Origin of the sequence: Amorphus coralli DSM 19760 (genome assembly GCF_000374525.1) — a bacterium.
In the GTDB taxonomy this organism is placed as follows: Bacteria; Pseudomonadota; Alphaproteobacteria; order Rhizobiales; family Amorphaceae; genus Amorphus; species Amorphus coralli.
On the sequence record NZ_KB894571.1, the window covers coordinates 435,134 to 450,405 of the forward strand.

The 15,272-nt window shown below is 67.7% G+C and carries 16 protein-coding genes and 1 pseudogene; 10 read left to right on the top strand and 7 right to left on the bottom strand.

The genetic code is table 11. The features are described from left to right. Positions 1–14: 14 nt before the first annotated feature. Together C507_RS0106155 and C507_RS0106160 are read right to left on the bottom strand one after the other, a co-directional pair. On the bottom strand, positions 15–422 hold the full coding sequence (locus C507_RS0106155; protein WP_018698794.1) for a (R)-mandelonitrile lyase: 408 nt from the start codon (positions 420–422) through the stop codon (positions 15–17). 4 nt (positions 423–426) lie between these two features. After that, positions 427–1,680, bottom strand: coding sequence for a lytic murein transglycosylase (locus C507_RS0106160; protein WP_018698795.1), 1,254 nt, complete (start codon positions 1,678–1,680; stop codon positions 427–429). Positions 1,681–1,902: 222 nt separating this feature from the next. On the opposite strand from C507_RS0106160, the gene C507_RS20530 reads away from it, so the two are divergent. Next, positions 1,903–2,268 (top strand): DUF6665 family protein, encoded by a 366-nt coding sequence (locus C507_RS20530; RefSeq protein WP_018698796.1) that lies wholly within the window; start codon positions 1,903–1,905, stop codon positions 2,266–2,268. A gap of 130 nt (positions 2,269–2,398) precedes the next feature. Here the strand turns inward: C507_RS20530 and C507_RS0106170 are convergent, their stop codons facing one another. The 3 genes from C507_RS0106170 to C507_RS0106180 form a co-directional block, all read right to left on the bottom strand. After that, on the bottom strand, positions 2,399–3,754 hold the full coding sequence (locus C507_RS0106170; RefSeq protein ID WP_018698797.1) for a TRAP transporter large permease: 1,356 nt from the start codon (positions 3,752–3,754) through the stop codon (positions 2,399–2,401). Positions 3,755–3,797: 43 nt separating this feature from the next. After that, complete coding sequence (locus tag C507_RS0106175) at positions 3,798–4,397, bottom strand: TRAP transporter small permease subunit (RefSeq protein ID WP_018698798.1); 600 nt, start codon at positions 4,395–4,397, stop codon at positions 3,798–3,800. Between the two features lie 113 nt (positions 4,398–4,510). Next, entirely contained in the window at positions 4,511–5,611 is a 1,101-nt protein-coding gene (locus tag C507_RS0106180) for a TRAP transporter substrate-binding protein (protein ID WP_018698799.1), read from the bottom strand. Between the two features lie 495 nt (positions 5,612–6,106). On the opposite strand from C507_RS0106180, the gene C507_RS20535 reads away from it, so the two are divergent. The 7 genes from C507_RS20535 (at position 6,107) to C507_RS0106215 (ending at position 12,440) form a co-directional block, all read left to right on the top strand. Continuing rightward, on the top strand, positions 6,107–6,976 hold the full coding sequence (locus C507_RS20535; RefSeq protein ID WP_018698800.1) for an FCD domain-containing protein: 870 nt from the start codon (positions 6,107–6,109) through the stop codon (positions 6,974–6,976). Continuing rightward, positions 6,973–7,761: a (Fe-S)-binding protein gene (locus C507_RS0106190; RefSeq protein ID WP_018698801.1), complete on the top strand. Its 789-nt coding sequence runs from the start codon at positions 6,973–6,975 to the stop codon at positions 7,759–7,761. Before C507_RS20535 ends, C507_RS0106190 begins: the two co-directional genes overlap by 4 nt. Before the next feature lie 16 nt (positions 7,762–7,777). After that, positions 7,778–9,196, top strand: a complete 1,419-nt coding sequence (locus C507_RS0106195; RefSeq protein WP_018698802.1) for a LutB/LldF family L-lactate oxidation iron-sulfur protein — start codon at positions 7,778–7,780, stop codon at positions 9,194–9,196. Next, positions 9,193–9,864, top strand: a complete 672-nt coding sequence (locus C507_RS0106200) for a LutC/YkgG family protein (RefSeq protein WP_018698803.1) — start codon at positions 9,193–9,195, stop codon at positions 9,862–9,864. Before C507_RS0106195 ends, C507_RS0106200 begins: the two co-directional genes overlap by 4 nt. 162 nt (positions 9,865–10,026) lie before the next feature. Continuing rightward, positions 10,027–10,842 carry a DUF1194 domain-containing protein gene (locus tag C507_RS0106205; RefSeq protein WP_018698804.1) on the top strand — a complete coding sequence of 272 codons (816 nt, stop codon included), beginning with the start codon at positions 10,027–10,029 and terminating at the stop codon, positions 10,840–10,842. Positions 10,843–11,003: 161 nt separating this feature from the next. Further along, entirely contained in the window at positions 11,004–11,654 is a 651-nt protein-coding gene (locus C507_RS0106210; protein WP_018698805.1) for a L,D-transpeptidase, read from the top strand. 129 nt (positions 11,655–11,783) lie between these two features. Further along, the gene (locus C507_RS0106215; protein ID WP_018698806.1) at positions 11,784–12,440 is read left to right on the top strand and encodes a hypothetical protein; all 657 of its coding nucleotides are present in this window, start codon (positions 11,784–11,786) and stop codon (positions 12,438–12,440) included. A gap of 12 nt (positions 12,441–12,452) precedes the next feature. Here C507_RS0106215 and C507_RS0106220 read toward each other — a convergent pair whose 3' ends face one another. Next, a complete protein-coding gene (locus C507_RS0106220) occupies positions 12,453–13,319 on the bottom strand; it encodes a LysR substrate-binding domain-containing protein (protein ID WP_026318893.1) in 867 nt (288 codons plus the stop codon). A gap of 146 nt (positions 13,320–13,465) precedes the next feature. Between C507_RS0106220 and C507_RS23425 the strand changes: the two are divergent. Beyond that, positions 13,466–13,624, top strand: a pseudogene (locus C507_RS23425) (YjiS-like domain-containing protein); the annotation flags it as partial. Between the two features lie 92 nt (positions 13,625–13,716). Here the strand turns inward: C507_RS23425 and C507_RS0106225 are convergent. Further along, complete coding sequence (locus C507_RS0106225; RefSeq protein ID WP_040400759.1) at positions 13,717–14,604, bottom strand: LysR substrate-binding domain-containing protein; 888 nt, start codon at positions 14,602–14,604, stop codon at positions 13,717–13,719. Positions 14,605–14,830: 226 nt separating this feature from the next. Here C507_RS0106225 and C507_RS22275 point away from each other — a divergent pair, with 226 nt between their 5' ends. Next, positions 14,831–15,178 carry a YjiS-like domain-containing protein gene (locus tag C507_RS22275; protein WP_018698809.1) on the top strand — a complete coding sequence of 116 codons (348 nt, stop codon included), beginning with the start codon at positions 14,831–14,833 and terminating at the stop codon, positions 15,176–15,178. Positions 15,179–15,272 lie beyond the last annotated feature (94 nt).

The window sequence follows — 15,272 nt, forward strand, 5'->3', positions numbered from 1 at the left end:
GGCCATGGCGGCCCTCAGTCCGCCGGTGCGGCGGCGTAATCGGCGTCGGAGACCGGCTCCTGCCAGGTGGCCGTTTCGCCGTCCTCCGCCTCCTGGATGGCGATGTGGCTCATGACCGCGTCGGGGGCGGCGCCGTGCCAGTGGCGCTCGCCTGCGGGAAACCAGACGCGGTCGCCCGGCCGCAGCACCCGCACCGGGCCGCCCTCGCTCTGGCAGCGCCCGGTGCCGGAGGCGACGAAGAGCATCTGTCCATAGGGATGGGTGTGCCAGTTGGTGCGGGCGCCCGGCGCGAAGGTCACCAGGAGCGCGCGGGCGCGACCGGGCTCCTCGGCCTCGCCGACCGGATCCATCCAGACGGTGCCGGTGAAATAGTCCGCCGGCGCCACCTTGCTCGGGGTCGATCCCGCTCGCATGAGTTTCATGGCGTCAGTCCTTCTGCCCTGTCAGGCCGCGAAAGATGTTGGGCATCCGGAAGCCGGTGCCGCCAGCAGCCCCCTTGCCGCCCAGCGCCTCGTAGATCTTGCGGCCCGCCCGGCCGGTCTGCTCCATACCGTAGCGCGCCTCCGCCCGGGAGATCGCCGCCTGGGTCTGCGGACCGACCTTGCCGTCCGGCTTGCCCGCATCGAAGCCCTTGGCGTTGAGAAGCTTCTGCAGCTCCAGCCGCTCGGCGCGCGACAGGCCGGGATCGTCCGTGGGCCAGGGCGTGCGGAAGGTCGGATAGCCGGCGAGACGATCGGCCAGATGCGAGATCGCCAGCGCGTAGGATTCCGCCAGATTGTAGGAGTAGATCGCGTCAAAGTTCCGGAACACCAGGAAGCCCGGGCCGCGCGGGCCGGCAGGCAGCAGGAGGCCGGCAGACCCGCCGCCGGAGATCGGCCGCCCGTCGGCGCGCACCACGCCGCGGCTGCCCCAGGTCGATAGCGATGCCTTCGCCTTGCGGCCCGACGGTCCGGAATAGCTGGCCGGAACCTTCACTTCGATCATCCACGGCTGCCCCGGCTGCCAGCCGGCCTTGCGCAGATAGTTCGCGGTCGATCCGAGCGCGTCGGGAACCGAGCGAACGAGATCGCGCCGGCCGTCGCCGTCGAAGTCCACCGCCAGACGCTTGTAGGTGGACGGGATGAACTGGGTCTGGCCGAAGGCGCCTGCCCAGGAGCCGTAGAGCTCGTCGAGATCGAGGTCGCCGCCCTGCACCAGCGACAATGACGCGATCAGCTCGCCGCGCCAGAAGTCGGCACGCCGGCCGCCCTGGCAGGTCATGTTGGCGAGGGCGTGCGGCAGGAAGAATTCACCGACGGTCTTGCCGTAATCGGTCTCCACGCCCCACACCGCCACGACCACGTGCTTGTCGACGCCGTACTGGCGCTCCACGTCGCGCAGCACCCGGTCGTACTTGCGCAACATCTGCTTGCCGTCGCGCACCCTCTCCTCGTCGACGAGGAAGGCCATGTAGTCCCAGATCGGCGTCTTGAACTCCGGCTGCGAGCGGGAGAAGCGGATCACGTCCGGATCCGGCTTTGCGCCATCCAGCGCCCGCGCGGCGAGGTCCGGGCTGATCCCCGCCCGCACCGCCGCCTGCTTCAGGCCGGCCACGCAGGAAGAGAAGTTGGCCTCGGCGGATGCGACGGACAGCGTCAGCGCGCCGAGGACGCCGAAGAGGGCCGGCATGAACGTCCGCATGGAAAGGCTCCGTGACAAAAGGGCGGGCAACGATCCGAACGAGGATAGGATCAAAGCATGAGAATTCCATCAACGCCGCAAGGGACGGAACGGCCGCCCCGCCCTTGCGCATTCGGGTTCTCCGCCTCAAGTAGGATCGGACACTTATGGTCCCGTGATGGCGGCTCCAGCACCCCGCCACACGGGCGTCTTGGATCCATTTCTCCAGCCGGAAGGCGCGGAATGTCCGTCAGACCACCCCGGTCGCTTGCGCCGAAATCGCACACCACGGCCTTCGAGGAAGCCCTCGACCACGAGATCCGGGGCGAGATGGCCGGTACCCATGGCCGCCTGATGCGCGTGCTGCAGAAGCAGCTTCAGGCGCTCGCCGACCACGACGCGGAACACAGCGCCGAGGCGACGCCAGACCGTGACGCCCTGGTCGCCGCGGCCGGCGAGGCGCTCTGGCACATCGTCGTCCAGCGCGAACTCATGGGCCTGCGCCGGACCAACGCATTCCTGGACGAATACGCCATCCCTCGCGAGGTCCGTCTCAGGATGGGTATGCGCCCGCATCCATCCTCCAAGAGCACGGGGCAGGAGGCCTGAAGCCAACCCGGAGCGCGGGGATTCCTCTAGCCGCAATCCCGGACGGAAAACCGGTCCCCACTTTTCCTGCGATTGCTCCCTACCCCGCAATCCCGGACGGAAAACCGGTTCCCACTTTTCCTGGGATTGCTCAGTACGCCTGCGCCGGCAGCCAGAGCACGATCTGCGGGAACGAGAACACCAGTCCCAAGGCGATCAGCTGCAGGATCACGAACGGGATGACGCCCTTGTAGACGTCCACCGTCGTGACTTCCGGTGGCGCGGCGCCCTTCAGATAGAAGAGCGAGAAGCCCACCGGCGGTGTCAGGAACGAGGTCTGCAGGGCCACGGCGAACATCACGGTGAACCAGACCGGGTCGAAGCCCAGCGTGATGATCACCGGCGCCATGAGCGGCAGGAAGATCAGCGTGATCTCCAGCCAGTCCAGGAAGAAGCCCATGATGAAGGCCAGGAACAGCACGAAGATGACGATGCCGCTCGGGCCGAAGGGCAGCGATTCCAGGATGTGCTCGATGAACTGGTCGCCGCCGAGGGAGCGCATGACCAGCGCAAATGCCGTGGCGCCGACGAAGATTCCGAAGATGAAGGCGGTCGTGTAGGTGGTCTCGTAGCTGACCTCCTTCAGGACCTTGAAGTTCAGCCGGCCGTTGACCAGCGCCAGCATGAGCGCGCCAAAGGCTCCGATGCCGGCGGCCTCGGTCGGCGTCGCGACCCCGAAGAAGATGGTGCCGAGCACGGCGAAGATCAGGATCAGCGGCGGCAGCACGGAGATCAGCGTGCGGCCGATGACGGCGAAGGTGAGCGGCTCCAGATGGGTGGGCGCCGGGGCCGCCTTCGGGTTCAGCGCCGCGGTGATGAGCACGTAGAGAATGTAGAGGGTGCCGAGGATCAGCCCCGGCATGACGGCGCCGAGAAAGAGGTCGCCCACCGAGAGCGACAGCTGGTCGGCCATGATGACCAGCATGATGGACGGCGGAATGAGGATTCCGAGCGTACCGGACGAAGCGAGCACGCCGGCGGCGAGGCTCTTGGAATAGCCCTGCTCCAGCATGATCGGCATGGCCAGAACCGTGAGCAGCACCACCGAGGCGCCCACGATGCCGGTGGAGGCCGCAAACAGGATGCCGATGAGGATCGCCGCGATGGCGAGGCCGCCCCGGAAGCGGCCGAACACCTGGACGAAGTTCTTCATCAGGGATTCGGCGAGGCCCGAGCGCTCCAGCATCAGCCCCATGAAGATGAACATGGGCAAGGCCGTGAGGACCCAGTTCTCCATGAGGTTCCAGATCCGGTTCACCACGATGGCGAAGTCGGACCAGGAATCCAGGAAGTAGGTATCGATGCCGAAATATTCCGGCCCCGCGATGCCGATCAGCGTGAAGACGAGCGACAGCCCCGCCAGGATCCACGCGATGGGAAATCCCGTGAGAAGCAGGACGATGAACGAGCCCAGAAGGGCGATGACGAGGATCTCGTAGGTTTCCATGGCGCCTGTCGGCCTGTCGCTGGGTGCGGTTCCGGGACGGGGTCTAGGACTCGCGCGGCGCGAGCGGGCGGGGGAAGCGGAAGAGATAGGACGTCACCCGCGACAGGCGGGCGAGCGCGGCCAGCGCGATCAGCGCGAAGGCGACGACGATCACCGACTTGAGCGCCCAGCGATGGCTGAGGCCCCCCGGCGCAATCGACACCTCGTTCATGTCCCAGGCGCGCTGGACGAAGGGAACCGCCTCGATGGCGATGAGCGTCGACACCGGCAGCAGGAAGATCAGCAGACCGAAGAGCTCGATCCAGGCGCGGCCACGGGTCGACAGGTGCTCGGCGAAGACGTCGATGCGCACATGGCGGTCGCCGACAACGGCGAAGGAAAGGCCGATCATGAAGCCGATGGCGTAGACGTGCCATTGCAGCTCTTCGAACAGGATCAGACCCTCGTTGAAGACGTAGCGCAGGATCACGTTGACCAGGATGATGCCGATCAGCACCACCCAGAGCCACGACACCGCACGCCCGAAGAAGTTGACCACCGCATCGATGGCCCGCGACAGGGTCGTCTCGGGAAGCGGGATCGCGGTCTTGCCGTGTTCGGCCGCCTCGACGGCCTCGATGATGCGGTCGTGCGCGTCGCTCAACGGAACGGCTCCTTCCGGGCTTGGATGCTCTGCACGTGGCGGTGGCGCCGACGGCAAGTCGGCCTGCGGCGGGACCAGGCCCGCCGCAGGCTCACGTCAGGAGAGGACGAGGCCTACTGCTGGGCCTCGACGGGCCAGCTGCGCGGCAGGTAGCCGAGCTCGTGCCAGCCCTTGTTCTCCTTCTGGAAGGCGAGCTGGGACTCGTAGACCTTCTTGAACATCTCGTCCTTGGCGGACTCCTCGGCGAAGACCTCCGCGGATGCGGCCTGCAGGGCCGTCAGCACTTCGTCGGGAAGCTGCACCGCCTTCACGCCGTACTCCTCCTGAAAGCGGTTGAGCACCGCACCCTGGAGCGCCTCGGCCTTGGCGATGGCATGGGTCACGCCGGCGTAGCAGGCCGTGTTGATGATCGCCTGCTGCTGCTCGTCCAGCCCGTTCCAGGCGTCGAGATTGACGTAGAGGAACTGGCTGGTGGACGGCTGATGCCAGCCCGGCAGGTGGTAGAACTTGGCCACCTTGTAGAAGCCGAGCTGCTCGTCGACGGTCGGCAGCGAGAACTCGGTGGCGTCGAGCACGCCCTTTTCGAGCGCCTGGTAGAGCTCGCCGCCCGGCAGCACGGTCACCGAGGCGCCGACCTTCTCCATCACCTTGCCGCCGAGACCGGCCGCACGGAACTTGAGGCCCTTCACCTGGTCGAGATTCTCGATCTCGAAGGTGAACCAGCCGGCCGCTTCCGGAGCGATGGTGCCGCAGAAGATCGGGTGAACGTTGTAGGGCTTGTAGAGCTCCTTCAGAAGCTCGTCACCGCCACCGAAATACATCCAGGCGGCATACTGGTCGGGCTCGAGGCCGAAGGGACGCGCACCGAACAGGGCCGAGGCCGGGACCTTGCCCTGCTCGTAGCCCATCCAGGCGTAGCCGGACTCCACCTTGCCTTCCGACACGGCATCGAAGATTTCCAGCGGCGGAACGAGCTTGCCCGGCTCGAAGACTTCCAGGCGGATGGTGCCGCCGCTCATCTTGTCGACCTGCTCCGCCACCCATGGCGCAGTGTCGCCGAGCGCGGTGAGGGTCGAGGCGAACGACATCGGCATCGGCCAGCGGACGCGATCCGCCGCGTCGGCATCGGTGGCCAGGGACACGGCCCCGGCAAGGCCCATCAGGGCCGCGAACGCGCAGGCGCCCGCCGTACGAATCCTGTGATCGACTTGCATGCTGTCTCTCTCCCTTGGAATGCTCTGAATTGTTATCGTTGGAGGCGACCGACGCGGTCCGCTCCGGACGGGTTGCTCCCGTCTCGTGCCGCCGATGCCCCGAAGCAACGCAAGGATGCATCCACCCCGGCCCCGCCTTGATGGAATGGTTTGCCGGACCGACCACCAGTGTCAAGCGGTCTGTCGCACGCGCGGCGTTCGCAGCACCTTGAGAAGGCCGCAAAACCCGGACAGCAGCGGGGACGTGGCGGCTGCTTCCCCCGATTTTCCATGGGCAAAGGTCCGCGAAAGTGGCGGGAATCCGGCTCACTCAAAACTTGCATTTTGCAGCGTTCTAAGTTTCACGCGACGCACACGTCACCCATTCGACCAGTACGGCAATGGACAAGATCGTTGACCTCTCTCGCGCACGCCGCATACTTCGAGGGATAGGGAGACCACCGTCGGCGGCAGATCACCCGTCGGCGGAGCAAAGAACAAGAACCGCAATCGGCCATGGTATTCGACCGTATCGTGCACAACCGCACCGCGGACGCGATCGTGCATCAGATCGAGGATCTGATCCTGCAGGGCGTCCTGAGGACGGGCGACAGGCTGCCCCCGGAGCGCGACCTCGCCAAGACGCTCGACGTGTCGCGACCGATCCTGCGGCAGGCCCTGAAAACGCTGGAGGAGCGCGACCTGATCGTGGCGCGCCACGGCGGCGGCACCTTCGTGGCCGACGTGATCGGCACCGTTTTCTCAGAGCCCATCGTGCGGCTCTTCAACCGCCATCCCTCGGCCGTCTTCGACTACCTGGATTTCCGCTGCGAGATCGAACAGGTGACCTCGGCACTCGCCGCCACCCGCGCCACCGCCGCCGACCGCGAGATCCTCACCCATCTCATCGAGAAGATGCAGGCGGCGCACCAGGACGGGGCGTTCGACGAGGAAGCGGAGATCGACGTGGAGTTTCACCACGCGATCGGCGAAAGCGCCCACAACATCGTGCTCCTGCACACGCTGCGGGGCTGCTACCGGCTGCTCGCCGACGGCGTCTTCTACAGCCGCGCGCGCCTCTACCAGAGCGCCGAGGCGCGCGACAAGCTGCTCGACCAGCACTGCACCATCTACCGCGCCATCATGGCCGGCGACCCGGAGGCGGCGCGCCTCGCCGCCCGGCGGCACATGAGTTACGTTGAGGGCACGCTGCGCGAAATCGAACGGGTCGGCGCCTGGGAAGACGTGGCCGAGCGCCGCCTGTCCCGCCTCGATACCGCGCGCGGAGCGTCCAGAGCCACCGGCTCGAGCCGGAAGAAGGCCGCCGAGCGCACGCCGGAGGCGCCGACCGAAGACGCCGAACCCGCGACGGGAGCATCCGAATGAGCGCCGTGCCGGACGATAGCGCCGCCCCTCCCCGCGTGGGACTGTTCGTGACCTGCCTCGTGGACCTGTTCCGCCCCGCGGTCGGCTTCGCCACCGTGAAGCTGCTGGAAGACGCCGGCTGCACGGTGGAAGTGCCGGAGGCGCAGACCTGCTGCGGCCAGCCGGCCTTCAACTCCGGCGACCGCGCCACCACCACCGCCATCGCCCGCCAGGTCATCGAGGCGTTCGAGGAGTTTGACTACGTGGTGGTCCCGTCCGGCTCGTGCGGCGGTATGGTGTCCCGCCACTATGTCGAGCTGTTCGCCCACGATCCGGAATGGCACGGCCGCGCCGAGGCGCTGGCGGCGAAGACTTACGAGCTCGTGTCGTTCCTCGTGGACGTGCGCGGGGTCGACGCGGTCGCAAGCCGGTTCGAGGGCGGCGTGACCTACCACGATTCCTGCTCGGGCCTGCGCGAGCTTTCCATAAAGGCGCAGCCGCGCAAGCTGCTCGAGAGCGTCGACGGCCTGACGCTGGCGGAAATGGAGGACGCGGAGGTCTGCTGCGGCTTCGGCGGCACCTTCTGCGTCAAGTATCCCGACATCTCCAACGAGATGGTGGAGCGCAAGGTGGCCTCGATCGAGGCGTCCGGGGCCGGCACCGTGCTGGCCGGCGACCTCGGCTGCCTGATGAACATCGCAGGCAAGCTGTCGAGGAAGGGCTCGCCGGTGGCCGCGCGCCACGTGGCCGAGGTGCTGGCGGGCATGGGCGACGCGCCGGCGATCGCGGCCGGCCGCAAGGGCTGACAACGGGAGACGCGGAATGGACGTCACCTCCCCCGCATTCAAGGAGAACGCCGCACGCGCTCTCGACGACGCGCAGCTGCAGCGCGCGCTCGGCAACATCCGCCACGGCTTCGTCGAGAAGCGCCGGGTGGCGGCGGACGCGCTGCCGGAGTTCGAGCAACTGCGCGACGAGGCGAAGGCGATCAAGGATCACACGCTGGCGCATCTCGACCTCTATCTGGAGGCCTTCTGCGAGACGGTCGAGGCCCGGGGCGGGACGGTCACCTTTGCCGAGACCGCCTACGATGCGCGCCGGGCGGTGCTGGACATCTGCCGCGAGCACGAGGCGAAGACGGTCACCAAGGCCAAGTCCATGGTGAGCGAGGAGATCGAGCTCAACCGCTATCTGAAGAAGAAGGGCATCGCGCCGGTCGAGACCGATCTCGGCGAATACATCCTGCAGATCCGCGACGAGGCGCCGAGCCATATCATCGCGCCGGCGATCCATCTCAACCGCGACCAGATCGAGGCCGATTTCCGCCGCGTCCACACCCATCTTCCGAACGAACGGGACCTGGCCGAGCCGGCCACGCTGCTCGGCGAGGCGCGCACCATCCTGCGCCAGAAGTTCCTGACCGCCGATGTCGGCGTCACCGGCGCCAACTTCCTGGTGGCGGAAACCGGTTCGGCGGTGATCGTCACCAACGAGGGCAACGCCGACCTCACCCAGTCGCTGCCGAAGGTGCACATCGTCGTCGCGTCCATCGAGAAGGTGGTGCCGACGCTGGAGGACGCGGCCACGCTCTTGCGGGTGCTGGCGCGCTCCGCCACCGGCCAGGACATGTCGGTCTACACGACCATGGCGACGGGGCCGCGGCGCGAGGGCGACCCGGACGGGCCGGAGGCCTTTCACGTGGTGCTGGTGGACAACGGCCGGAGCGGCATGATCGGCACCGACTTCCAGGAGATGCTGCGCTGCATCCGCTGCGGCGCCTGCATGAACCACTGCCCGGTCTACCACGCCGTCGGCGGCCACACCTACGGCTGGGTCTATCCCGGCCCGATGGGTTCGGTACTTACGCCGTCGCTGGTCGGCGTCGACCAGGCGGGACAGCTTCCCAACGCCTCCACCTTCTGCGGACGATGCGAGAGCGTCTGCCCGGTGCGCATCCCGTTGCCGAAGCTGATGCGACACTGGCGCGAGGACGAGTTCGCCCGCCATCTGCAGCCGCGCGCCGCACGCACGGGGCTCGGCGCCTGGGCCTTCCTCGCCCGCCGACCGCGCGCCTACCGGATGCTGACCGGCCTGGCTGCCCGCGCCCTGTCGCTGGCGGGCGGCACGAAGGGGCGGCTCTCCAGTTTGCCGCTGGCCGGAGGCTGGACGAAGCACCGGGACCTGCCTGCGCCGGCACCGCGCACCTTCATGGCGGACTGGAAGGCGAGGCGCGGAGCATGAAGGCGCGCGAGCACATTCTGGGAAAGATCCAGCGGGCGCTGGAGGTCGATCCGTCACACGACGCAGCGCGGCGGCGCGCCGTCGCCGAGCGGCTGCAACGGCATGGCCGCCATACGGTTCCCGCGCGGGGCCAGCTTCCGGACGAGGAGCGGATCGCGCTGTTCCGGCGGATGCTCGAAGCCGTCGCCGGGACCACCGGGCGGGTGACATCGCGCGCCGAGGTGCCGACAGCGCTGGCCGCCCACCTGGAGGCGCGCGGCCTGCCGCTCCGCCTGCGCCGGGGCAGCGATCCGCGGCTGGAGGAGATGCCGTGGGAGCGGGCCGGGGCGCTCGAGGTCGCAACCGGACCGGCCGAGGACGGCGATACGGCGGGGCTGGTCTATGCCTTCGCCGGCATCGCCGAGACCGGGACATCGGTGGCCGTTTCCGGCGCCGACAACCCGACCACCCTCTCCTTCCTGCCCGAGGAAGCGATCATCCTCGTCGACGCCGACACCATCGCCGGCGACATGGAGACGGTGCTGTCGGCCCTGCGCACCCGCTACGGCACGGCGCTGCCGCGCACGGTGAACTTCATCACCGGCCCGTCGCGCTCCGCCGACATCGAGCAGACGCTGCTCCTGGGCGCGCACGGCCCGCGCGCGCTCCACGTGCTGATTGTGGGCTGAGGCCGGTCCCGCCTGCACCCTCCCCCGTTATCCACAGACCCGAAGCGATGCACCCAGTGCGCACAGCGATGTGAACGCACATCGTGCGCTTTTGCTTGATTGCGCCGTCATCTTCCTGTCACATGACGCATTGAGTGCGCATCGTGAGTCGGAGGTCACGGCATGGCAAGCATCTGGCGCAATCTCGCTGCGGTCGGCTTTGCCGGCGCCCTGGCCGCATTTTCGGCCAACCCGGCGGCCGCCGGCCTCGAAGAGGTCGACGTCGAACTGGTGATGGCGGTCGACGTCTCGCGCTCCATGGCCATGGGCGAGCAGATCCTACAGCGAAAGGGCTATGTCGACGCGATCCGCTCTCCGGAATTCCTCGCCGCCGTCCAATCGGGCCTGCTCGGCAAGATCGCCCTGACCTACGTGGAATGGGGCAATGCCGGCGAAGAGCGGGTGCTCATCGACTGGCGTATCGTCGAGGACGAGACCACCGCCAAGGCCTTTGCGGACGCACTGGCGGATGCCCCGATCCGCGGCGAGACCCGCACCTCCATTTCCGAGGCGGTGATCTTCTCCATCAACCAGATAGACACCAACGCCTACGAGGGGCTGCGCCGGGTCATTGACGTCTCCGGCGACGGGCCGAACGACCATGGCCGCCCCGTCACCCAGGCTCGGGAGTTGGCGGTGGCGCGCAACGTCACCATCAACGGCCTGCCGATCGTCCTGGACGAACACGGCAAGCGCTGGTCGGTGGTCGACGATCTGGAACGCTATTACCGCAACTGCGTGATCGGCGGTGCCGGCTCCTTCCAGGTTCCGATCCGAAACCGTCAGGATTTCGCCGCCGCGATCCGCCGCAAGCTGGTGCTGGAGATCGTCGGGGTGGAGCCGGAGGAAACGCCGCTGGTGATGCAGGCCGCCGCGCCAGGGGCCAATGACGGCGGCGACCTGTGCACCGTCGGCGAGCGCGCCACCGCCCGGCGCTGAGCACCCGGGCCTGCGTTTCTCCCGGCCGCTGCCGCGCGCGCCAGGCAAGCCAGGCACGGCCAAGGGCCGATCCCATAAGGTTTCGGTGATCCCTTCGAACGATTTCTGTGCGAGTAGATTGACCAACCCAAGACGGGATTCGGTTTTCTGGAGGTTGGTGAATGCTCACGCGGCGACTGTTTGCGTTTGGAGCCCTGGCGGGGGCGGTGTCCCTGTCGGGCTGCATGTCCACGGCCACGTCGCCGCTCGGTTACCAGCCGGTGCCGCCGCTCGAGCCGAAGGGGAAGGAACGTTTCCCCGTCCCGAAGACCGACACCAACGCCATCCCGGTTGCCTATCGCCGCCAGCGCGTGCGCGCCCCGCGCGGCTTCGACCCCGGCACCATCGTGGTCGATACCAAGAGCCGCTTTCTCTATCTGATCGAGGACGATGGCACCGCGATCCGCTACGGCATCGGCGTCGGCCGGGAAGGCATGTCGTGGGCCGGCGGCGCCACCATCAAGCGCAAGGCGAAGTGGCCGACCTGGACACCGCCGGCAGAAATGATCGCTCGCCAGCCCGAGACGAAGAAATATGCCGGCGGCATGCCCGGCGGACCGAAGAACCCGCTCGGCGCCCGCGCGCTCTATCTCTACGAGGGCAACCGCGACACCCTGTTCCGGCTGCACGGCACGGCGGAGGAGAAGTCCATCGGCAACGCGGTCTCGTCGGGCTGTATCCGGCTGATGAACGAGGACGTGGTGGACCTGTACGAGCGTGTCCCGCTCGGCACGAAGGTCGTCGTCCTGCAGGACCGACGCGCCAGGGCCTGAGACCCGCCTACCCTGTTGACGAACCGGTTATTCGGCGTCTTTTCAAAGGCTTACTTGCCGGCTGGGCGAAAGGGTTAACCGTCTGTTAACCTCATGGCGTGCATTCTGTGCGCCATGAGACACACGGCCATGCCCCTTCAGAATCGCGTCACTCCGTTCGGAGAAATCGTGGCGATCTCCGCCCGCGGCCTGCTCATGGGCAATCGCGGCGGACGCCTGCACGATCCGGAAACGAAGCTCCTCAGCGGACGCCGCTGGACGTCGCGCGCCTGGATCTCCTGTTCGCTGCACCACGGCGACACCAAACGGCACGTGATGGGGCCGGGCTACACGGAGCTGTTCTTCACCGACGAGGTCACAGCGCTGACGGCCGGCCATCGTCCCTGCTACCGCTGCCGGCGGGCAGCGGCCCGTGCCTTTGCCGCCGCCTGGGCCCAGGCCCAAGGCCTTCCGCGCCCGCCGCGGGCGCCGGAGATGGATCGGGTGCTTCACCGCGAACGCACGCCGCTCGGCATGCGCCAGCACTTTCTGGAGCCGATCCCCGACCTGCCCGACGGCACGATGATCGCGTTGCCGAACCCCGAAAGCGATCCCGACGACCCCGGCGCCATCTGGCAGGCCTGGGCGATCCGGGGCGACCGGCTGCTGAAATGGGAGGGCGGCGGCTACACCGAAATCCAGCCGCGTCCGGGCGCAGGGATCGCCTATGCCCTTACCCCTCCGTCGGTGATCGCGGTCCTGGACAACGGCTACCAGCCGATCTGGCACCCCTCGTCAGAGACCTGAAGCCAGGCTGCCTCAGGCGGCGACGGGCTCCAGCCGGTCGAAACACTCCACGACGTGGTCATAGAAAGCCTCGACGATGGGGTTGTCGTCGCTGCCACGCACCAGGCCGATGTCGAAGGAGGGCAGTGGCGGCAAGCCGTCGGCCCGCCCCAGCGTCCTGAAACCGGCACCCGCCATGCACAGCGGCATGGTGGCGACGGCGAGCCCCTGCCGGACCACCATGCTGAGCGCCGCCGCGTTGGTGCCCGAATAGGCGATCCTGTAGGGGATCCCGGCTCCGTCGAGCGCCTGCATGGTGAGCGTCCGCCAACCACAGCCCGGCTGCCAGACGGCAAGCGGCAGCGGCGACTGCTTCTCCGCGTCGCAACACGTGCCCGCCACCCACTGAAGCTGCTCCCGGTAGACGACACGCGCGCGGTTGTTCGGCTTGACGAGAGTGACGAGCGCGATGTCGAGTTCGCCCTCGTCCACGAGGCGCAGCAGCGCGTCGCTCGACTGACACTCCAGCGAGACCTCCACCGTGGGAAAACTGCGGGAGAACCGGCCGAAGATCTCGGGAAGGTAGCTTTCCGCGTAGTCGTCCGGGCAGCCGATGCGGATCCGCCCGCTCATGGCCGGCCGCAGGAAGCGGCCCACCGCCTCGTCGTTTAGGCGCACGATCCGCACGGCGTAATCGAGCAGTTCCTGCCCCGCCGTGGTGAGCTCGTTCTTGCGCCCCCGCTTCTGGAACAGCGGCACCTGCAGGATCTCCTCCAGCCGGCGCATCTGCACGCTCACGGTGGACTGCGTCTTGTTCAGGCGCTGGCCTGCGTCGGCAAAGCTCGGCGCCTCGGCCACCGCCATGAACGTCCGCAGCAAATCGGGGTCAAGACTGCGCATCACCATGGTCCCGGCTCCATCAATCGCGTTTCGTCATGCATATTTCTAAAAATATTCGTTAGTCCGATCAATACCCAATCTCACATACTCATCGTCGATAGGAAACGGCAAATGCATGGAGATTTCACATGCGACTTCAGATCGAGATGAGTGTGGAAGAGACCGCCGAAAAGCTGTGGGCCGTCCGCGACGGCTTTGGCCGTGTCGGTCAGACCTGGACCGCGATCCGGCGGCGGCTGGCACGGCCGGAGGTTGCGACGCTGGCTGAGCTGCCCGACCACATCTTGACGGACATCGGGCTGACGCGCGGGGACATCGGCGTCGCCCTGGACACGCGTGACCGCGTCACGCCCGCTCGCCGTCTCGCAGAGCTGAGCGAGAAGCGCCGGGCTGCGGACTACGCCATCGCGACGTCGGGCACCGCCAGATTGTCGAGCGAGGAGACGATGTGGCCCGCCAGCGCATCGATCAGCGGCGAGCGGTCGAGCCAGGAGCGCGCCAGGGCGATCTCGCACATGGGAAGGCGCGGAAAGCCGTCGCTCTCAGAGAGGACCCGCATTCCTGGCCTGACGGCTGATTCCGGCAGGACCGACACGGCAAGGCCGGCGAGGACCGCCGCGCCGACGCCGGTGGAATTCCAGCTGGCGAACAGCACCTTATGAGGCCGGCGCACCTCTTCCAGCGCCGCCACGGCGGCGGCCCGCCAGTCACAGGTCGGGCGGCCGAGGGCCAGGGGCAGCGGGTCTTCCTCGTGCACGGCGTGCCGGGCCGAGGAGACCCAGAGCAGCGGCTCCCGGCGGACGACCTCGCCCATGCCGGGGCGGCGATCGGGAATGTGGGTGACGATGGCGACGTCGAGCTCACGGGTCCGCAGCGCATCGATCAGGAGCGGGGTCGGGGCACAGACCACGGTAACCTCGGAGCGCGGATTGGAGCGGGAAAAGCGCGCCAGGATCTCCGGGAGGAACCGGTCGGCATAGTCGTCGGGCGTCCCCAGCCGGACCCGTCCGGCAAGCTCGGTGTCGTCGAAGGCCGACAGCGTCTCGTCGTTCAGCTTGACCATCCGGTTGGCGAAATGAACGAGCCGCTCGCCCTCCTCCGTGAGCCGCGACTGGCGGCCATCGCGGAGGAAGATCGGCTTGCCGACCCGCTCCTCCAGCCGCCGCATCTGCATGGAAACGGCGGACTGGGTCTTGTGAACGATTTCAGCGGCACGCGTGAAGCTGCCGGTGTCGGCGATGGCGAGAAAGGTGCGCAGCTGATCGAGGTCGAGGTTTGCGGCCATGAACGCCCACATCAAAGTTATTGATATATGGCATCAGTTATATTCGCTGGACGAATGGATTGGAAGGGCGCATCGAAGCCTGACCCTGAGTTGCAGCGTGGGGAAGGCTTCGGAACCGACCGAAGCACCGGCAGCCGCATCCGGTCGAAAGTGACGGGACGGCAGTGGCCGCAGATGGAGCAGCAGGCTCCGAGGCCGGGCGGCCAGGGACGAGAGGACAGAGACGATGTCGATCGAAACGAGGTTGAGCGAAGACACCATTCACCGGGCCGCGCCGCGTGCCGGCCTCACCGCGCGCCTGGCCACGGCGGCCCTGGGCCTGTGGCGCGCCTATCGCGGCCGCCGCGCCCTGCACACGCTGATCGAGGCGGACGACCGCATGTTGCGCGACATCGGCGTGACCCGGGACGACGTGCGCTGGGCGCTCGACGCTCCCACCTCGCAGGACCCGACGGCCTATCTGCGGCTGCGTGCGGTCTCCCGCCGGGCCGCAGAGCGTGAGGAACTGCGCCAGATCGTCGACGCACGGACCCAGGCGGTCGCCGCCACGACACCGGCCGATCGCGCAGCCTGACCCGACCCGTCGTCGAGCGCGAGCCTCAACACACGCTGGCCATTCGACGGCCACGCACGAGACGAGTACGGCCGGCCCCAGCGCCGGCCGTTCT